Source organism: Rhodococcus sp. 1168 (assembly GCF_002091955.1).
Classification (GTDB): Bacteria; Actinomycetota; Actinomycetes; order Mycobacteriales; family Mycobacteriaceae; genus Rhodococcoides.
Map to the genome: position 1 here is coordinate 73,990 of NZ_MKKY01000025.1, position 15,944 is coordinate 89,933.

General features: G+C 63.0%; 15 protein-coding genes. 10 read left to right on the top strand and 5 right to left on the bottom strand.

Going from position 1 to position 15,944, the window contains the following annotated elements; all coding sequences use genetic code 11:
- Positions 1-14 precede the first annotated feature (14 nt).
- The gene (locus BJI47_RS02625) at positions 15-851 is read left to right on the top strand and encodes a mycofactocin-coupled SDR family oxidoreductase (protein ID WP_088942254.1); all 837 of its coding nucleotides are present in this window, start codon (positions 15-17) and stop codon (positions 849-851) included.
- Between the two features lie 21 nt (positions 852-872).
- Here BJI47_RS02625 and BJI47_RS02630 read toward each other — a convergent pair whose 3' ends face one another.
- From BJI47_RS02630 to BJI47_RS02640, 3 genes are read right to left on the bottom strand one after another with little or no spacing between them, the layout of a single operon-like run.
- A complete protein-coding gene (locus BJI47_RS02630; protein ID WP_088942255.1) occupies positions 873-1,664 on the bottom strand; it encodes a 2-keto-4-pentenoate hydratase in 792 nt (263 codons plus the stop codon).
- Between the two features lie 48 nt (positions 1,665-1,712).
- Complete coding sequence (locus BJI47_RS02635; RefSeq protein ID WP_088942256.1) at positions 1,713-2,555, bottom strand: uroporphyrinogen-III synthase; 843 nt, start codon at positions 2,553-2,555, stop codon at positions 1,713-1,715.
- A gap of 20 nt (positions 2,556-2,575) precedes the next feature.
- Complete coding sequence (locus tag BJI47_RS02640; protein WP_088942257.1) at positions 2,576-3,424, bottom strand: aldo/keto reductase; 849 nt, start codon at positions 3,422-3,424, stop codon at positions 2,576-2,578.
- Positions 3,425-3,601: 177 nt separating this feature from the next.
- Here BJI47_RS02640 and BJI47_RS02645 point away from each other — a divergent pair, with 177 nt between their 5' ends.
- From BJI47_RS02645 to BJI47_RS02670, 6 genes are read left to right on the top strand one after another with little or no spacing between them, the layout of a single operon-like run.
- Positions 3,602-5,236: an ABC-F family ATP-binding cassette domain-containing protein gene (locus BJI47_RS02645; protein ID WP_088942258.1), complete on the top strand. Its 1,635-nt coding sequence runs from the start codon at positions 3,602-3,604 to the stop codon at positions 5,234-5,236.
- Positions 5,237-5,274: 38 nt separating this feature from the next.
- Positions 5,275-5,547, top strand: a complete 273-nt coding sequence (locus tag BJI47_RS02650; protein WP_088942259.1) for a helix-turn-helix transcriptional regulator — start codon at positions 5,275-5,277, stop codon at positions 5,545-5,547.
- Positions 5,544-6,080 (top strand): hypothetical protein, encoded by a 537-nt coding sequence (locus BJI47_RS02655; protein ID WP_088942260.1) that lies wholly within the window; start codon positions 5,544-5,546, stop codon positions 6,078-6,080. The genes BJI47_RS02650 and BJI47_RS02655 overlap by 4 nt, the downstream gene beginning before the upstream one ends.
- 12 nt (positions 6,081-6,092) lie before the next feature.
- Positions 6,093-6,986, top strand: a complete 894-nt coding sequence (locus tag BJI47_RS02660) for an ABC transporter ATP-binding protein (protein ID WP_088942261.1) — start codon at positions 6,093-6,095, stop codon at positions 6,984-6,986.
- Positions 6,983-8,176, top strand: coding sequence for an ABC transporter permease (locus BJI47_RS02665; protein ID WP_088942262.1), 1,194 nt, complete (start codon positions 6,983-6,985; stop codon positions 8,174-8,176). Before BJI47_RS02660 ends, BJI47_RS02665 begins: the two co-directional genes overlap by 4 nt.
- A gap of 10 nt (positions 8,177-8,186) precedes the next feature.
- Entirely contained in the window at positions 8,187-9,692 is a 1,506-nt protein-coding gene (locus BJI47_RS02670; protein ID WP_088942263.1) for a carboxyl transferase domain-containing protein, read from the top strand.
- 128 nt (positions 9,693-9,820) lie between these two features.
- On the opposite strand, the gene BJI47_RS02675 is transcribed toward BJI47_RS02670, so the two are convergent.
- Positions 9,821-10,672 carry a DUF559 domain-containing protein gene (locus BJI47_RS02675; protein WP_088942317.1) on the bottom strand — a complete coding sequence of 284 codons (852 nt, stop codon included), beginning with the start codon at positions 10,670-10,672 and terminating at the stop codon, positions 9,821-9,823.
- A gap of 208 nt (positions 10,673-10,880) precedes the next feature.
- Between BJI47_RS02675 and BJI47_RS02680 the strand changes: the two genes are divergently transcribed.
- Positions 10,881-12,737 (top strand): propionyl-CoA synthetase, encoded by a 1,857-nt coding sequence (locus BJI47_RS02680; protein ID WP_088942264.1) that lies wholly within the window; start codon positions 10,881-10,883, stop codon positions 12,735-12,737.
- Positions 12,738-12,844: 107 nt separating this feature from the next.
- Entirely contained in the window at positions 12,845-13,345 is a 501-nt protein-coding gene (locus BJI47_RS02685; protein ID WP_254900338.1) for a DMT family transporter, read from the top strand.
- On the opposite strand, the gene BJI47_RS02690 is transcribed toward BJI47_RS02685, so the two are convergent.
- Positions 13,332-14,654 carry a deoxyribodipyrimidine photo-lyase gene (locus tag BJI47_RS02690; protein WP_088942265.1) on the bottom strand — a complete coding sequence of 441 codons (1,323 nt, stop codon included), beginning with the start codon at positions 14,652-14,654 and terminating at the stop codon, positions 13,332-13,334. The genes BJI47_RS02685 and BJI47_RS02690 overlap by 14 nt on opposite strands.
- 105 nt (positions 14,655-14,759) lie before the next feature.
- Here BJI47_RS02690 and BJI47_RS02695 point away from each other — a divergent pair, with 105 nt between their 5' ends.
- Entirely contained in the window at positions 14,760-15,917 is a 1,158-nt protein-coding gene (locus BJI47_RS02695) for a diguanylate cyclase (RefSeq protein WP_088942266.1), read from the top strand.
- The last annotated feature ends 27 nt before the right edge of the window (positions 15,918-15,944 follow it).

Genomic DNA, 15,944 nt, shown 5'->3' on the forward strand with positions numbered 1-15,944 from the left:
GAGGAGAATTACATATGGAACGTTTCGACGGCAAAGTCGCCCTGATCACCGGCGCAGCACGAGGCCAAGGACGCTCTCACGCAATAGCTTTCGCTGAGCTAGGCGCCGACGTAGTGCTGTGCGATCGTTGCGAGGACCGCGACGTCGTGCGGTATCCGCTTGCCACACAGGAGGATCTCGACGAGACGGTCCGGCTAGTACAGGCCACTGGACGCAAGGCGATCAGTGCCACCTTCGACACCAACGACCGACAGGCGATGAACTCCCTCGTGGAGCGTGCCGAATCCGAACTGGGCCGTATCGACATTGCTGTCGCGAATGCCGGCGTATCGGTTGCCGCACCGGTGCAGTCGATGTCCGAAGCTCAGTGGGCAGAAACGATCGGCTCCAACCTGACCGGAGTCTTCAACACCGTCGGTGCCGTCGCACCCGGAATGATCAGTCGCGGATACGGCCGCATCATCACCATCTCGTCCATGCTCGGACGCGCCGGAAACACCAACATGGCCGCCTACGCAGCATCGAAGTGGGGCGTCATCGGCCTCAGCAAGAGTGCCGCACTCGACCTGGCCCCCCACGGAATCACAGTGAATACGATTGCACCGGGAAACATTTCGACTCCCATGATTCACAATGATTCCCTGTACGCGATGATGCGGCCGGACCTGGACAAGCCGACCGCAGACGACGTCGCGCCCATCTTGCAGACCCTGCATGCGCAGCCGGTTCCGTGGCTCGACGCAGAGGAGATCACCCGCGTCGTTCTGTTCTTCGCCGCAGAAGCCAGTGCACATATCAGCGGCACGGTGCTTCCGGTCGACGCCGGAAACGCCGCGCGCGTCACCGGCTGACGCACACCCGAGTCGGTGACGTCACGCAGTGAATACCGCTGTGACGTCGCCGATTCCGGTAATGGAAGCTAAGTAGGTCGATCCTGCTGTCACCGAGACCATCGGGCCGAGGGCACCGGATAGAACGACTTCTCCCGCACGCAGCGGTGAACCGTAGGACAAGCTGGTGTTCGCCAACCACGCAAATGCTGCCCAGGGGCTCCCGAGACAATCGGATCCCTTTCCCGTCGAGACCTGCTCCCCATCGGCGTACAGCGTCATCTCGACCTCTTCGAGATTCGGGGCGTCATTGCGGTCGAGGGAATCTCCGAGAACGTACAGACCGGAAGAAGCGTTGTCCGCGACGGTATCGGCCAAGCTGATGTCCCAGTCGACCACTCGGCTGTCGACGATTTCGAATGCCGCGAAAACCTTGCTCACGTAGTCCGGAGCGGAATCGGCATCGATGGGCTCTTCGATGTCGCGGGAAACGGTGAAGGCGATCTCGGCTTCGATCCGCGGCTGCAGTAGTCGGCCGAAATCGACCGCGTCGTCCTGCGTGCAATCCATGTCGTCGAGAAGAACACCGAAATCAGGTTGATCGACACTCATCTGCTTCTGCACAGCGGGAGAAGTCAGACCGATCTTTCGCCCTACGACGGTGCGACCGGACGCGACAAGCGCCTCGATATTGCGCGTCTGGACCAGGTAAGCGGCGTCCACGTCCTCACTGCCGATGAGGTCCCGGACGGGTGAACACGGGGTGGAAGTCGCAGTCGCAGTCGCAAGGCGGTCAGCAGCTGCGCTGATCGTATGAGGTTCGATCGTAGTCATGCCCGTGACGTTATGCGCACAACTCCACATGTCCCAGCATCTGTCTCATCAGGCGGGACGGGGCGCCTGGTCACTCAGCTCCTCGATCACGAACTTGGCAAGACTGCCCAGCCGCGCGCGGTCCGGCATCCGCGTCGGGACACCGAGTACGTCCAGGGGCGCGGAGGTGACCGGGCCGACACAGATCGCGGCGACCGGGCCCTTCAGCGCCGCAAGGAACTGCTCGAGCATTCCATTGTCCTTCGCCGTCGACAGCAGCGACGCGACGGCCGGGGCACTGGTGAAGGTGACGGCGTCGACTTCGTGATCGACGATCCTGCCCAACAAGTTCACCAGTGGGCGCTGATCCACTGGTCGGATCCAGCGGTAGACGGGTATGGGACGCACTTTCGCGCCGAGGCGGGTGAGTGATTCGCTCAAATCAATCGTCGGTTCCCATTCGGTGATGGTGCCGTGCAGTTGGACTGCGACATCGACGCCGGCAATACCTTCGGCTTCGAGGTGGTCGGCTACTTCCTGTGAGGCTTCGGTGGTCGGCGACCATTCCTCACGAAGCCCGACGCCGCGGATAGCGCCCCGCGCCTTAGGGCCTCGCGCAATGATGCGCGAGGCCCTGAGTGCTTCGACAAGCTCGTCTTCGGTGTTCCACCCCTTGGCCGCATCGAGCCATCCACGAAAACCGACGGCCGTACTGATCACCACCATTTCCGGTGGCTGCCCGATGATGCCCGCTGTCACCTCACGCAGCTCGGAATCGTCGAGCAACGGCAGCACGTGAATCGCGGGTACGTGCACCGTGGCCGCACCGCGACGCTCGAGCATCACCGCGAACTCTTCTGCCCGGCGCTCGGCCGTGAGGGCGATCGTCTTGCCTGCGAGCGGGAAGGCCATGGGGCCACCCTAGTGGCGAACTAGCTGCTGAACTTGTCCGGATCGGGGCCGGTACGTCCGTCGACGGTGTCGAGTGCAGTGATCTGTGCAACCTCGTCGTTGGTCAGCTCGAAGCCGAACACGTCGAAGTTACTCGCGATCCGCTTCGGGGTCACCGACTTGGGGATCACCACGTTGCCATGCTGGATGTGCCAACGAAGTACGACCTGAGCTGGGGTTGCCCCATGGGCCTCGGCGATCGGGGCGAGCGCCGGGTCGTCCAGGACGGTTCCGGAACCCAGCGGGCTCCACGCCTCGGTAGCGATGCCCTTCTCGGTATGGAAGGCGCGCAGTTCGGTCTGCACGAAGTGCGGATGAACCTCGATCTGGTTCACCGACGGGGTCTCCCCGACCTCCTCGATCAACCTCTCGAGCGTCGGGATGGTGAAGTTCGAGACGCCGATGGAGCCGATACGGCCGTCTGCCTTCAGCGCCTGGAATGCCTTGAACGTCTCGATGTACTTGTTGCGATCGAGCTGCTGCCAATGGATGAGGTACAGGTCCAGGTAATCGAGCCCGAGCCTGGCCATACTGGCGTCGAACGCCTTCAGCGTCGAGTCGTATCCCTGGTCGTCGTTCCACAGCTTGGTGGTGATGAACAGCTCGTCGCGGGCGATGCCGGACTCCGCGATGGCCTTACCCGTGCCGGTTTCGTTTTCGTACACCTTCGCGGTGTCGATGCTGCGGTAACCGACCTTCAGCGCCTCGGCCACGGCGGCTTGGGCACCGTCGTCCGGAACCTGCCACACGCCGAATCCGAGCTGCGGAATTGCATGCCCGTCGTTGAGCACGATTGTCGGGACGGTACTGGTCTCGGAAGAAAAGGTCATACGAATGCCAACGGGTGACTGGATGAGTCTGTTCCCGAGGGCCTGTTCCCGAGGCTCGGGGATACCGGGAGTGGAGCCTGCGGAACGACCCACGAGATACCGGGAGTGGAGCCTGCGGAACGACCCACGAGATACCGGGAGTGGAGCCTGCGGAACGACCCACGGGATACTTGCAGCGTGACTGCAACCTTGCGCGTGGACGATCTTGCGGCTTTCCACGGCGATCGAACGCTTTTCTCCGGCCTTTTCCTCACCGTCACCGAAGGGGACGTCATCGGACTTGTCGGTGCCAACGGGGCCGGTAAGTCGACCTTGTTGACGCTGTTGGCCGGCGTCGGAACTGCAGATTCCGAGGGCGATATCTACACTTCGCCGCCCGATGCCACTGTCGGCTATCTCGCGCAGGAACCCGAGCGTGTTCCCGGTGAGAAGGTTGTCGAATTCCTCGGCCGCCGGACGGGTGTCACTCTGGCCGAGGAGTCGATGAATGCTGCGGCGGAAGCCCTCGGATCCGGCGAGGGCGAGGATCTGTACACCCCGGCACTGGAGCGGTGGCTCGCGCTCGGCGGTGCCGATCTGGCCGAGCGCACCGAGAAGGTCTTGGCAGAATTGGGTCTCGACACCGGTGGAGAAGTCTTGATGACCTCGCTCTCCGGTGGGCAGGCGGCCCGGGCCGGGTTGGCGGCGATCCTGCTGGCGCGTTACGACATCCTGCTACTCGACGAGCCGACCAACGATCTCGACCTCGCCGGGTTGGAGCAGTTGGAACGTTTCGTCGTCGACACCCGTGCAGCGATCGTCGTCGTCAGTCACGATCGTGAGTTCCTGGAGCGCACGGTCACCGGCATCGTCGAACTGGATCGGGCGCAGCACCGAATCGACGTCTACGACGGCAGCTATCAGTCGTATCTGGCCGAGCGTGAGATCGCCCGGCAGCATGCGCGCGAGAAGTACGACGAGTTCGCCGACACCAAGTCCTCGCTGGAATCTCGCGCCCAGATGCAGCGCAACTGGATGGAGTCCGGGGTTCGCAACGCTCGTCGCAAAGCGCCCGACAACGACAAGATCGCGCGCAAGACTCGTGCCGAATCGACCGAGAAGCAGGCGGCGAAGGCTCGGCAGACCCAACGCAGAATCGAGCGGCTCGAAGTCGTCGAGGAACCGCGTAAGGAGTGGGAACTACGGATGGAGATCGCGAGCGCTCCGCGCAGCGGCACCGTCGTTTCGGTTCTGAGCGGTGCGGTGGTTACTCGGCCGGCGTTCACTTTCGGACCGGTGACGACGCAGATCGAGTGGGGTGATCGCATTCTGATCACCGGCGAGAACGGGTCGGGTAAGACGACGTTGCTGTCGGTGTTGCTGGGCAAGCTGGTGCCGGACGAGGGCACCGCATCACTGGGTTCGGGTGTCGCGATCGGCGAAATCGACCAGGCACGTGAGCTTTTCACTGGTGTCGCGACGGTGTCGGACTCGTTGAGTGCTGCAGTTCCCGATTGGCCGGACGCTGAAGTCCGCACTCTGTTGGCAAAATTCGGTCTCCGTGGGGACGACGCACTGAGGCCCGCAGGATCATTGTCTCCGGGTGAACGAACCCGTGCCGCCCTGGCCTTGTTGCAGGCGCGAGGGGTCAATCTCCTGGTACTCGACGAGCCGACGAACCATCTGGACCTCCCGGCGATCGAGCAACTCGAGCGGGCGATGGAGAACTTCGAAGGAACATTGCTGCTGGTCACGCATGATCGACGGATGCTCTCCACGGTGCGCAGTACGCGACGCTGGGTGATGTCCGACGGAAAGTTGTCAGAAATGTAGGGTTGACGAATCGTTGGGTTTACACAACACTTTGATGCATGAGCCCCATAAAGCGTGGGAACACGCTCCCGATTTACAACCGGGTGGGAGTTCTGCGGGCAGAACGAAAGATGAGCCGCGCGCAACTTGCCGAACTCGTCGAAGTGAACCCTCAGACTGTGGGCGCCCTCGAACGTGGTGACCACTACCCGAGTCTCGATCTCGCATTGCGCATTTGCGACGTCTTCCACCTACCCGTGGAAGCAGTGTTCTCGCGAGAAGAGTTCGGACCGCTCTCCGCAGAGTTGTACCGAAGGGAGAAGAACCCATGACCACACCCGACGCCGCGGACATTTTGACCCGCTACCAAACATTTCGAACCAGACGCTTTCTCGAGAACGATGCCAAGACGCGCAACTGGCTCCCGACGTGGCGCACCCAGCGTCGTCGACGCGTCCTCGGAGTTGCCGTCGTTGCCGTCCTCTTCACGCTACTGGTGATCTCGGTCCTTTCCCTGTTCTGGCAGTACGCCCCCATCGCCTGGCTGCCGGCCACGGCGGCGTTCCTCGTCCTGTGGACGATGCTGCAGACGGTGTCCGGCCGACACAGTGACGCTCCCGTGGGCGCACTCGACGAGTGGGAAGTCCAGCAGCGCAACGAAGCTCGATCGATCGGGCTGACGGTGACCCAGAGCCTGGTGCTGGTGGCGGTCATGGCGTCGATCTTCCTCTCGACCTGGATCGAGAACGATCGTCTCGCCTACGCCGGAGCACTCTGGACGCTGACCGCATTGCTGGCCGGAATCTGCTCTCCCGCTTTGATTCTTGCGTGGATAACCCCCGACCCCGATCCGGAAGACCTCTGACCGAAAGGGACCATGAGTACCCTCACGATCGACTCCATCTCCAAACGTTACGGCGACACGATCGCCCTCGACGCACTGAGCTTCGACGTCCGCCCTGGTGAACTGTTCGGCTTCGTGGGCAGTAACGGTGCCGGTAAAACCACCACCATGCGCATCGCGCTCGGCGTACTGTCCGCCGACTCCGGACAGGTCCTGCTCGGCGGAAAACCCGTGGACCTCGAAGTACGTCGCACGATCGGCTACATGCCCGAGGAACGTGGGCTCTATCCCAAGATGAAGGTCGGCCCCCAGCTCGCGTATCTCGCTGAGCTGCATGGCCTCTCGGCTCCCGTTGCCAAGGATGCGGTACAGCGCTGGACCGAGCGACTCGGAATATCCTCACGACTCGGCGATACCGTCGACGCACTGAGCCTGGGCAATCAACAACGCGTGCAGCTCGCCGCAGCCCTCGTACACGACCCCGCTGTTCTCGTTCTCGACGAACCATTCTCCGGATTGGATCCAGTAGCCGTCGACGTCATGAGCGAGGTACTACGCGAGAAAGCCGCCGCAGGAGTCCCCGTCATTTTCTCGAGCCATCAACTCGATTTGGTACAGCGATTGTGCGATCGCGTCGGCATCATCGCCGCCGGGTCGATGCGGGCAGTCGGAACCGTCGACGAGCTCCGCGGATCCGGCGACGCACAGCTGCAGGTGCATGTACCGGCAGCCACGCAAGGATGGGCCGACAGCATTGCCGGAGTCACCACCCTGAGTCACCGCGACGGACACTTCGTGCTCAGCCTGAAGCAAGGCGCCTCCGATCAGGACGTCCTGCATGCCGCATTGGCCACCGGCCCGGTACACGAATTCTCCGTCCACAAACCATCGCTCAGTGATCTGTTTCGAGAGGCGGTAGTGGCATGAGCGAAAAACTGACCTCGACACGAGCTGTACGTTTGATCGCCAAGCGCGAGTTCGCGGTACAGGTGATGAAGAAGAGCTTCGTCATCAGCAACATCATCATCCTCGCCGCCATCGTCGGCGGCATCATCGCCTTCTCTGTCTTCTCCGGCGGCGACGACGACCGGGACGTCATCGGCGTCGTCGGCGATCAGTCGATAGCGTCGGTACTGCAGGCCACCGGGGATGCCGTCGGCAATCCAGTCGAGGTCCGCGAACTCTCCGACGCCGCTGCCGCGCGTGGTGACGTCGAATCGGGCGAGGTTGCCGTGGCACTGGTGCCCGAGAATGCAGGGGCCTACACCGCGATCACCGATTCCGAACTGACCGGAACACTGCGGGCCATCATCGAAAGCAGCGTCCAGACGCAGGCGACCGATACCGCGCTCGAAGCGCAGGGTGCCGATCGCGCCGCGTTGGCTGCCGCCACCACCGCGGCGACCGTCACCGTCGACGCCATCGATCCGCCCGATCCCGAAGCAGGACAACGCACTGCACTGGCACTGTCCGCAGTGTTCATCCTCTACGCGCAGATCATCGGCTTCGGCATGTACGTCGCGATGGGCGTCGTCGAGGAGAAGTCCTCGCGTGTCGTCGAACTGCTCCTGTCGACCGTTCGTCCACTACAACTGCTGTGGGGCAAGATAATCGGCATCGGCGCCGTCGGAATCCTTCAACTGGCCATGTACGGAGTCGCGGGAGTCGGCACCGGCCTCGCCACCGGAGTTCTGACCGTCACCGGTGCCGCGATCAGCGTGTTCGCCGGTACGCTCGGCTGGTTCATCCTCGGCTTCGCCTTCTTCGCAGTGCTCTATGCAGCGGGCGGGTCCATGGTCTCGCGGCAGGAGGACGTCAACTCCACGACCATGCCTCTGCTACTGCTGATCATGGCAATGTTCTTCTCCGCCTTCTATTCCGTCGGCGATCCGGAGAGCACCCTGAGCAGTGTGCTCAGTTGGATCCCACCGTTCTCCGCAGTCATGATGCCGCTACGCATCGCCGCCGGAGTCGCGCCGATCTACCAAATTGTCGGAACCGCGCTGATCATGCTCGCGACCACCGCGGCCCTCGCCGTCGTCGCCGCGAAGATCTACCAGCGTTCCATCCTGCGCATCGGCAAGACCGTTACGTGGAAGGAAGCGTTCGCTCGCTAAGCTTCCCACCATGAGCACACGAACGTCCGCCGCCGAGATACTCGATGCAGTTCTCGACGGCGGATCGTTCGTCTCCTGGGACACCACTCCGCTCGACGTCTCCCCCGGCCCCGCCTACGCAGCCGATCTCGCGGCAGCCCGAGACAAGAGCGGCGTCGACGAATCGGTCCTGACCGGCTCCGGCACGATCGACGGCCGTCGGGTAGCGGTCATCGCGTGCGAGTTCGGCTTCTTGGCGGGGTCCATCGGTGTGGCAGCTGCCGAACGAATCGTCGTTGCAATCGAACGTGCCACCGCCGAAAATCTGCCGCTGATCGCGTCGCCGACGTCCGGCGGCACTCGGATGCAGGAGGGCACCCTCGCCTTCGTGCAGATGGTCAAGATCGCAGCCGCCGTCACCATGCACAAGCAGGTGGGATTGCCGTATCTGGTCTATCTGCGAAACCCGACGACGGGTGGAGTATTCGCATCATGGGGTTCGTTGGCGCACGTGACGGTTGCCGAACCCGAAGCACTCATCGGATTTCTCGGACCACGCGTGTATCAGGCGCTCTACGACAAACCTTTTCCCGAGGGCGTCCAGACGGCGGAGAACCTGTATCGGCACGGAGTCATCGACGGCGTCGTGCCGGTGGCGAATCTACGCCATCTGCTCGTGCGGATCCTGCGCGTCGTCGGAGGTGATGCCGCACCGGCGCTCACACTCGAACCTGCGCCACTGGTCGCGGACATCGAAGAGCGCACGGCGTGGCAGTCGGTGATCTCCTCCCGCCGACCAGACCGCCCCGGAGTTCGCGAATTGCTGGAGCATGCAGCCACCGAACAAGTCCCGTTGAGCGGCACCGGCCAAGGCGAATCCGACGGCACGATTCTTTTGTCACTCTGCCGATTTCGAGGAATCGCATGTGTCCTCTTCGGCAACGATCGCAGCAGCCACAGCGTCACGGCCACGATGGGCCCGGGCGCGCTCCGCGAAGCCCGACGCGGCATGCGGCTCGCCGAAGAACTCTCGATTCCGCTGGTTCTGGTGATCGATACGTTCGGTGCAGCGCTGTCGAAAGAGGCGGAGGAAGGTGGCCTCGCTCCCGAGATCGCCCGCTGCATATCCGATCTCGTCACCCTCGACACGCCCACAGTGTCCATACTTCTGGGCCAAGGCACCGGTGGTGGTGCCCTGGCACTGCTACCCGCGGACCGCACACTGTGTGCGGAGAACGCCTGGCTCGCACCACTGCCGCCGGAAGGTGCAAGTGCCATCGTGCACCGCGACACCAGCCATGCCGCCGACATGGCCGAGTCGCAGGGCATCCGATCCGTCGATCTCCTCCGTGCGGGAATCGTCGACGCCATCGTCCCCGAAAGTCCCGACGCGGCCGCAGAACCAGTCGACTTCTCGCTACGCGTCGCCGGCGCCATCGCGCGCGAACTACAAGGTCTGAGTCACCAGGATCCGGGCGCGCGGCTGACCACTCGGCTGAGCCGCTATCGGACCTTAGGCCTTCGGGACCAGCGCTAGAACGTCTCGGCCGCCGGCGGCACCGACTATGACGCCGCCCTGACGGTTGGGGGCGAATCAGCACTGCTGTGTGCACACTATTGGCCCGATTCGACGGGATTCCGGCGATCCGCGCCAATAGTGTGCACTCAGGCCGGCGGTGGAGAATTGATCGACTTTCGTCTCCTCCGCACGACCGTCATGATCTCCTCAACCACACCGTCGAGATCCGACATCACCGTCGCCGCCGAATACCGCAGCACCAGCCACCCGTCCAGTACCAATGTGTTCTGCCGTCGACGATCGCTGGTGAACGTCGCCGGATCGATGTGAAATGCGCGCCCGTCGATCTCCACGATGACGCGAGCACGGAAGTCCACGAGGTCACCATAGAACCGGCCGACTTTCGCATTGATCTCCATACGAAAGTTGCGTGCCGTCAATGCCCTGGCCACGCGCCGCTCAGGTTCCGAACGGGTACCCGGGCAGCACCGTCGAAGCTGTTCTCGCAGCGCAGTCATACCGTTCATTCCACCCGTGGTCTCGCAGAATTCGGCCACTCTGCCCCAAGGAATGTGCATGTCGATCGCAGCGTCGAAGAACTGTTCCAACTGGGGCTTCGGCAGCGTCGCCGACACGTCCAGGAAGGTCTGCTCGATCGTGACGACCCGCAACCCCCGATATGCCGTGACCGTCGGGAGTGTGCGTCGATAGAGCCGAATCCAGTCGGGGCAGCGAACCTGACCCGACGGGTCTACGGTCGCCTCGACATGCGCAGGCTCGTACTCGATGAGCCCCCACAGCCACGCCGCGGTCAAGTGGCTGATCACCGCACCCGGTTTCCACAGCGTCACGGCTGTGCACAGGCCCAGATAGTCAGGCTTCTCGTCGTCGTAGACCTGCGGTAAAACTCTGATCAACTTCCCCGAGCGGACGCGAGAGGCGATATTCCCGCGGCTCGCCCCCGCCGCGATCAGTTGTGCTGATGTACGAACCCCCATGGCGTACACCGTTGCCGACGGGACCGCTTCGCGGTAGAGGCGATCTCGAAACTGTGGACAACTGCTATCCATCCACAGTTTCGGGTACCTCAGCGCACACTATCGGCCCGATCCGACGGGATTCCGGCGATCCGCGCCGATAGTGTGCATTTTTCGGCGACCCCGGAGAAGTACCCACATGCAACCGACGCCCAACTAGGGTTGCCACATGAGCGGCGAATACCGGACAGCATTCGACAACAGCATCGACCGACGCGAGGAATTCTGGCTCGACGCCGCGCAGGCCGTCGACTGGGACAGCGCCCCGACGACGGCTTTCGACGGTGAGCGATGGTTCGCCGACGGCACCCTCAACACCTGCTACAACGCACTCGACCGTCACGTTCACGCAGGCCACGGCGACCGGGCTGCGCTGATCTACGACTCCGCGATGATCGGTGTGCAGCGCACCTACAGCTATGCCGAACTACTCGGCGAGGTATCACGGTTCGCCGGCGTCCTGCTGGCGCAAGGCGTGCGGCTCGGCGATCGTGTCGTGATCTACATGCCGATGATCCCCGAGGCCGTGGTCGCGATGCTGGCTTGCGCACGCATCGGCGCCGTGCACTCGGTTGTCTTCGGTGGGTTCGCCGCCAAGGAGCTTGCCGCACGCATCGACGACGCGGAACCCACCCTGCTGGTGACGGCGAGCGGCGGTTTCGAACCGGCCCGCGTCATCGAGTACCTCCCCCTCATCGCCAAGGCACTCGACATGTCCACGGCCGCAGCGCCGAAGGTCATCGTCAAAACTCGCGACGGGATACCGACCGAACACAGCTGGCTCGACTGGGACACCGAGATCGCCGGCGCCACCGCCGCCGACCCGATTCCGGTGCAGGCGACCGATCCGCTGTACATCCTCTACACCTCCGGCACCACCGGGAAACCGAAGGGCGTCGTCCGCGACAACGGCGGGCACGCCGTCGCCTTGACATGGTCGATGAGCAACATCTACGACGTCGGGGCAGGCCAGATCATGTGGACGGCCTCCGATGTCGGCTGGGTCGTCGGACACTCCTACATCGTCTACGGCCCCCTCTTCGCCGGCGCGACGACAGTTCTGTACGAGGGCAAACCCGTCGGGACGCCGGACGCCGGTGCTTTTTGGCGCGTCGTTGCCGATCATGGTGTCCGGGCGCTTTTCACGGCGCCCACTGCCCTGCGCGCGATCCGCAAGGTGGACCCGCAGGCGTCGGAGCTGAGCAAGTACGACGTCTCTTCGTTGAAGACGTTGTTTGTCGCGGGTGAGCGGCTCGACCCGGACACGTACGAATGGGCCTGCCGCATCCTGAACATTCCTGTCGTGGACCATTGGTGGCAGACCGAGACCGGGTGGGCGATCTGCGCCAATCTGCTCGGCTTGGAACCACTTCCGATCAAGTCCGGTTCACCGACAGTGCCGGTGCCCGGCTTTCGTGTCGGTATTCTCGACGCCGTCGGCAACCCCGTCGCGGCAGGGGACGAAGGCAATATCGTCATCGAACTGCCGTTACCACCGGGCACCCTGGTCGGGTTGTGGAACGACGAATCACGTTTCCGCCGTTCGTATCTCGAAACGTTCCCAGGGTACTACCTCACCGGAGACTCCGGGTACATCGATTCCGACGGGTACGTCTACGTGCTCGGCCGCAGTGACGACGTCATCAATGTGGCCGGTCATCGGTTGTCGACAGGCGCGATGGAGGCGGTGCTCGCAGGGCATCCGGCGGTCGCCGAGTGCGCGGTCATCGGTATTCACGACGACCTCAAAGGCCAACGCCCGAGCGGTTACGTAGTCCTCAAAGCAGGCGAGCAGATCACCGAGGACCAACTCCGCGCCGAACTGGTAGCCATGGTGCGAGAGCAGATCGGGGCGCTCGCGACATTCCGTGACGTCACCATTGTCGGCGCGCTCCCGAAGACACGGTCGGGAAAGATACTGCGTAAGACGATGCGTCAGATCGTCGCCGGGGACGAGTACGGCGTGCCCTCGACCATCGAGGATCCGGCGGTACTGGATGCGCTGGAGAAGCTCCTCCGACACTGACGGCGAGGTGACCGATTCTGGTTGCACTGTTTGCGGGCCTGCTCCTCGACGAGGGCTTTCCCCGATGGCTCGTCATCGGTGCTGCCATTGCGTTCACGGGTGCCGTCATGGTCGGGGTCACTACCGCTCTCACCACGAGCGATACGACGAAGACCGACGCCGGGTTCTTCGGCATCGCATTGTGTCTGGTGTCAGCAGTGACGTATGCGATCGGTGTACTGAGCCAGAAGCCGGTACTGCGCACGGTGCCTGGCCTGCAGGTGACGTGGATGGCTTGCGCGATCGGAATTCTGTGCACACTCCCCTTCGCGCCTGCGCTGATCGGCGACCTCGCCGATGCGTCGGGAGCCGCTGTCGGCGGTCTGCTCTATCTCGGGTTGGTACCGACGGCATTGGCCTTCAGCACCTGGGCATACGCGCTGACCCGCATGGACGCAGGCAACCTCGGAGTCACCAGGTACGCGGTACCACCGATCACCATCGCGTTGGCGTGGCTTCTGCTCGGCGAGAATCCGCACTACCTCGCAGTGGTGGGTGGGGCAATCTGCCTCGTCGGGGTCGGTGTCTCGCGTCGACGTCGAAGCACCTCCAACGCTAGAGCGCCTTGAACCGCGCGATGGCAACCTCACGTTCGTGCTTGTGGTCGACGATCGGTTCCGGGTAAGCCGCTGGGCGTCCGAACTTCAAGGTGTGAACGGCTTTCCCTTCCTCCCCACGCAGTTCAGGCACCCAGCGCCGTACGTAGTCTCCGGTCGGATCGAACTTCTCGCCCTGAGTGACCGGGTTGAACACCCGAAAGTACGGCGAGGCATCGGTGCCTGTTCCCGCGGTCCACTGCCACCCGTGCTGATTGCTGGCAAGATCGCCGTCGACCAGGGTGTTCATGAAGTAGCGTGCACCTCTCCACCACGGAAGATGAAGGTCCTTGACGAGGAACGACGCGACGATCATCCGTACGCGATTGTGCATCCACTTCTCGGAATTCAACTGCCTCATACCGGCGTCGACGATCGGGAATCCGGTACGTCCTTCGCACCACGCCGCGAACACCTCGTCGGCCTGTTTTCCGGAGTCGAGTTCGATCTTGTCGAACTTCTTCACATAGTTCTCACGCGCACTGTCGGGTCGCTGAAACAGTATGTCCGCGTAGAAATCTCGCCATGCGATCTGTCGTCGATACGCGGCCGAACCCGCACTGCGTAGTGCGCCCAGGTCTTTCAACATGGTCCGCGGGTGGATGTTGCCGTATTTGAGGTAGACCGACATTCGACTCGTTGCATCGAGGTCGGGACGGTTGCGATCGTCGTCGTATCCCGTCACCTGCTCGAGGAACTCACTCCACTGGGTCGACGCGGCCTTCTCACCCGCAGCGAAATCCGAGCTGTCCTCTTCGGTGGGAATCTGTACCCTCCGCGGACCCGATACATCGGCGGGGTCGATCCAGTCGAACGTCGAGGTATCTGCAGGTCCTCGCCAGCCATGGTCCAGCCATTGCCGAAAGTATGGCGTGAAGACCTTGTACGGCTCGCCGTCGCTCTTGACAACCCGTCCGGGTGACACCGCATACGGCGATCCCGTCGCCACCAACGACACCTGCTTCCCGACGCGTTCGTCCCGCTCACGTCCGTAGGGACCGTAGTCGGCACTGACATGGACACACTCGGCGTCGATCGCGTGGGCAACTTTCGGCACCACGGTCTCGGGATCGCCGTGGACGACGAGTAGTCGGCCACCCATCTGCTCGTCGAGAGCGGCCAAGCTGCGGAACAGAAAGTCCCGACGCGGCCCGCCGGAAGCTTTCAACAACCGATCGTCCAGCACGAAAAGCCCGAGCACCGGATCACCCGAGTCCGCTGCGGCCGTGATGGTCGGCAGGTCGCCCAGTCGAAGGTCACGGCGGAACCACACGAGTGTCATAAATTCAGTCTTACCCATCCCCGCTCCGCACAATCCTGGATCGTGGAAGAATCTTGGAGTAACCGACCATCCGGTCCGCTGGATGAGAATGGACTTTCGATCTTCATGCCGGAGAGACGCAGATCTGCCACCCCGATCGCACGGGCACGCGCAGAGTCGGTTCGGATCTGGCGGACGGTGCACCGATACGACATGTTCACCGACTACCTCGTCGACCGCGGTCTCATGCGAAGCACCCGGGTCGCGGTTGTCGTCACGTTGCTCGTCATCGGCGTGCAGCCCCTACTGTTCCGGTTGGGGGAAAGTGCCCCCAGCGAACCGCATCTGATGGCGATGGCAATTGTCATCGCCACCGTCGACGCCGGCTGGGCCGTTCTGCTCTGGCGGGCCCAGCCCTGGCTCGACGTTCGACTGTCGCTGTGCTTCGTCACCACCAGCTGCATCTTTCTGGGCGAGGCAGCGCTCACGATGCCTGGCCCACTTCTCGGGTTGGCGGCCTGCTCCTCGTACGCAGCCATCCTCGGGTATGTCGTGTTCTTTCACGGTTCCCGCGTCTTTGCATTTGCCATGGCCTCGGCCGTCGCGGTCGTGACGATCATCGCGGTCCGAGAGATCACCGACGGCACTGCGCTCATCCAAGTAATCGCGATCGCCACCACCGTCCTGGCCGTGATCAGCACGGTACCGGTCATGACTCTGATGTTGATGGGCATCCTGACCGTCGACGCCGAGGCCTCCGAATTCGATTCGTTGACCGGCACGCTCAACCGACGCGGGCTTCATCGTGAAATCCGACGGCCGGGATCGGAGGACGGCACGATTGTCGTCGTCTATCTTCTCGATTTGGACGGGTTCAAATCGGTCAACGATACCCACGGCCACGAAGCCGGCGACGCAGTACTGGTGGCGGTGTCGCGGGCATTGAGTGAGGCAATGCCCGACGCCTCGGTCGCCCGCGTGGGCGGAGAGGAGTTCGTAGTGCTGGAACGTCTGGTCGCGGGGCGATCGTTGGACCTGACTCGACAAGCCGAACTCCTCCGGACGGTCGTGCGCGTCAGCTCGCAGCCACCGGTGACCGCAAGCGTCGGGATATCGCTGTCGGTGCCGTTGCCGAGCTCACACGCAACCGACCCGACGCTGTTGTTGAACCGGCTCATAGCCACTGCAGACGAAGCGATGTACACCGCCAAGAAAGCGGGGGGCGACCGAACCCACGTAGGCAATGTAGTCGACGTCACAGACCTGGCCGAACGATTCTCATAGAACTCACACTCGATATTCACAGAGGCT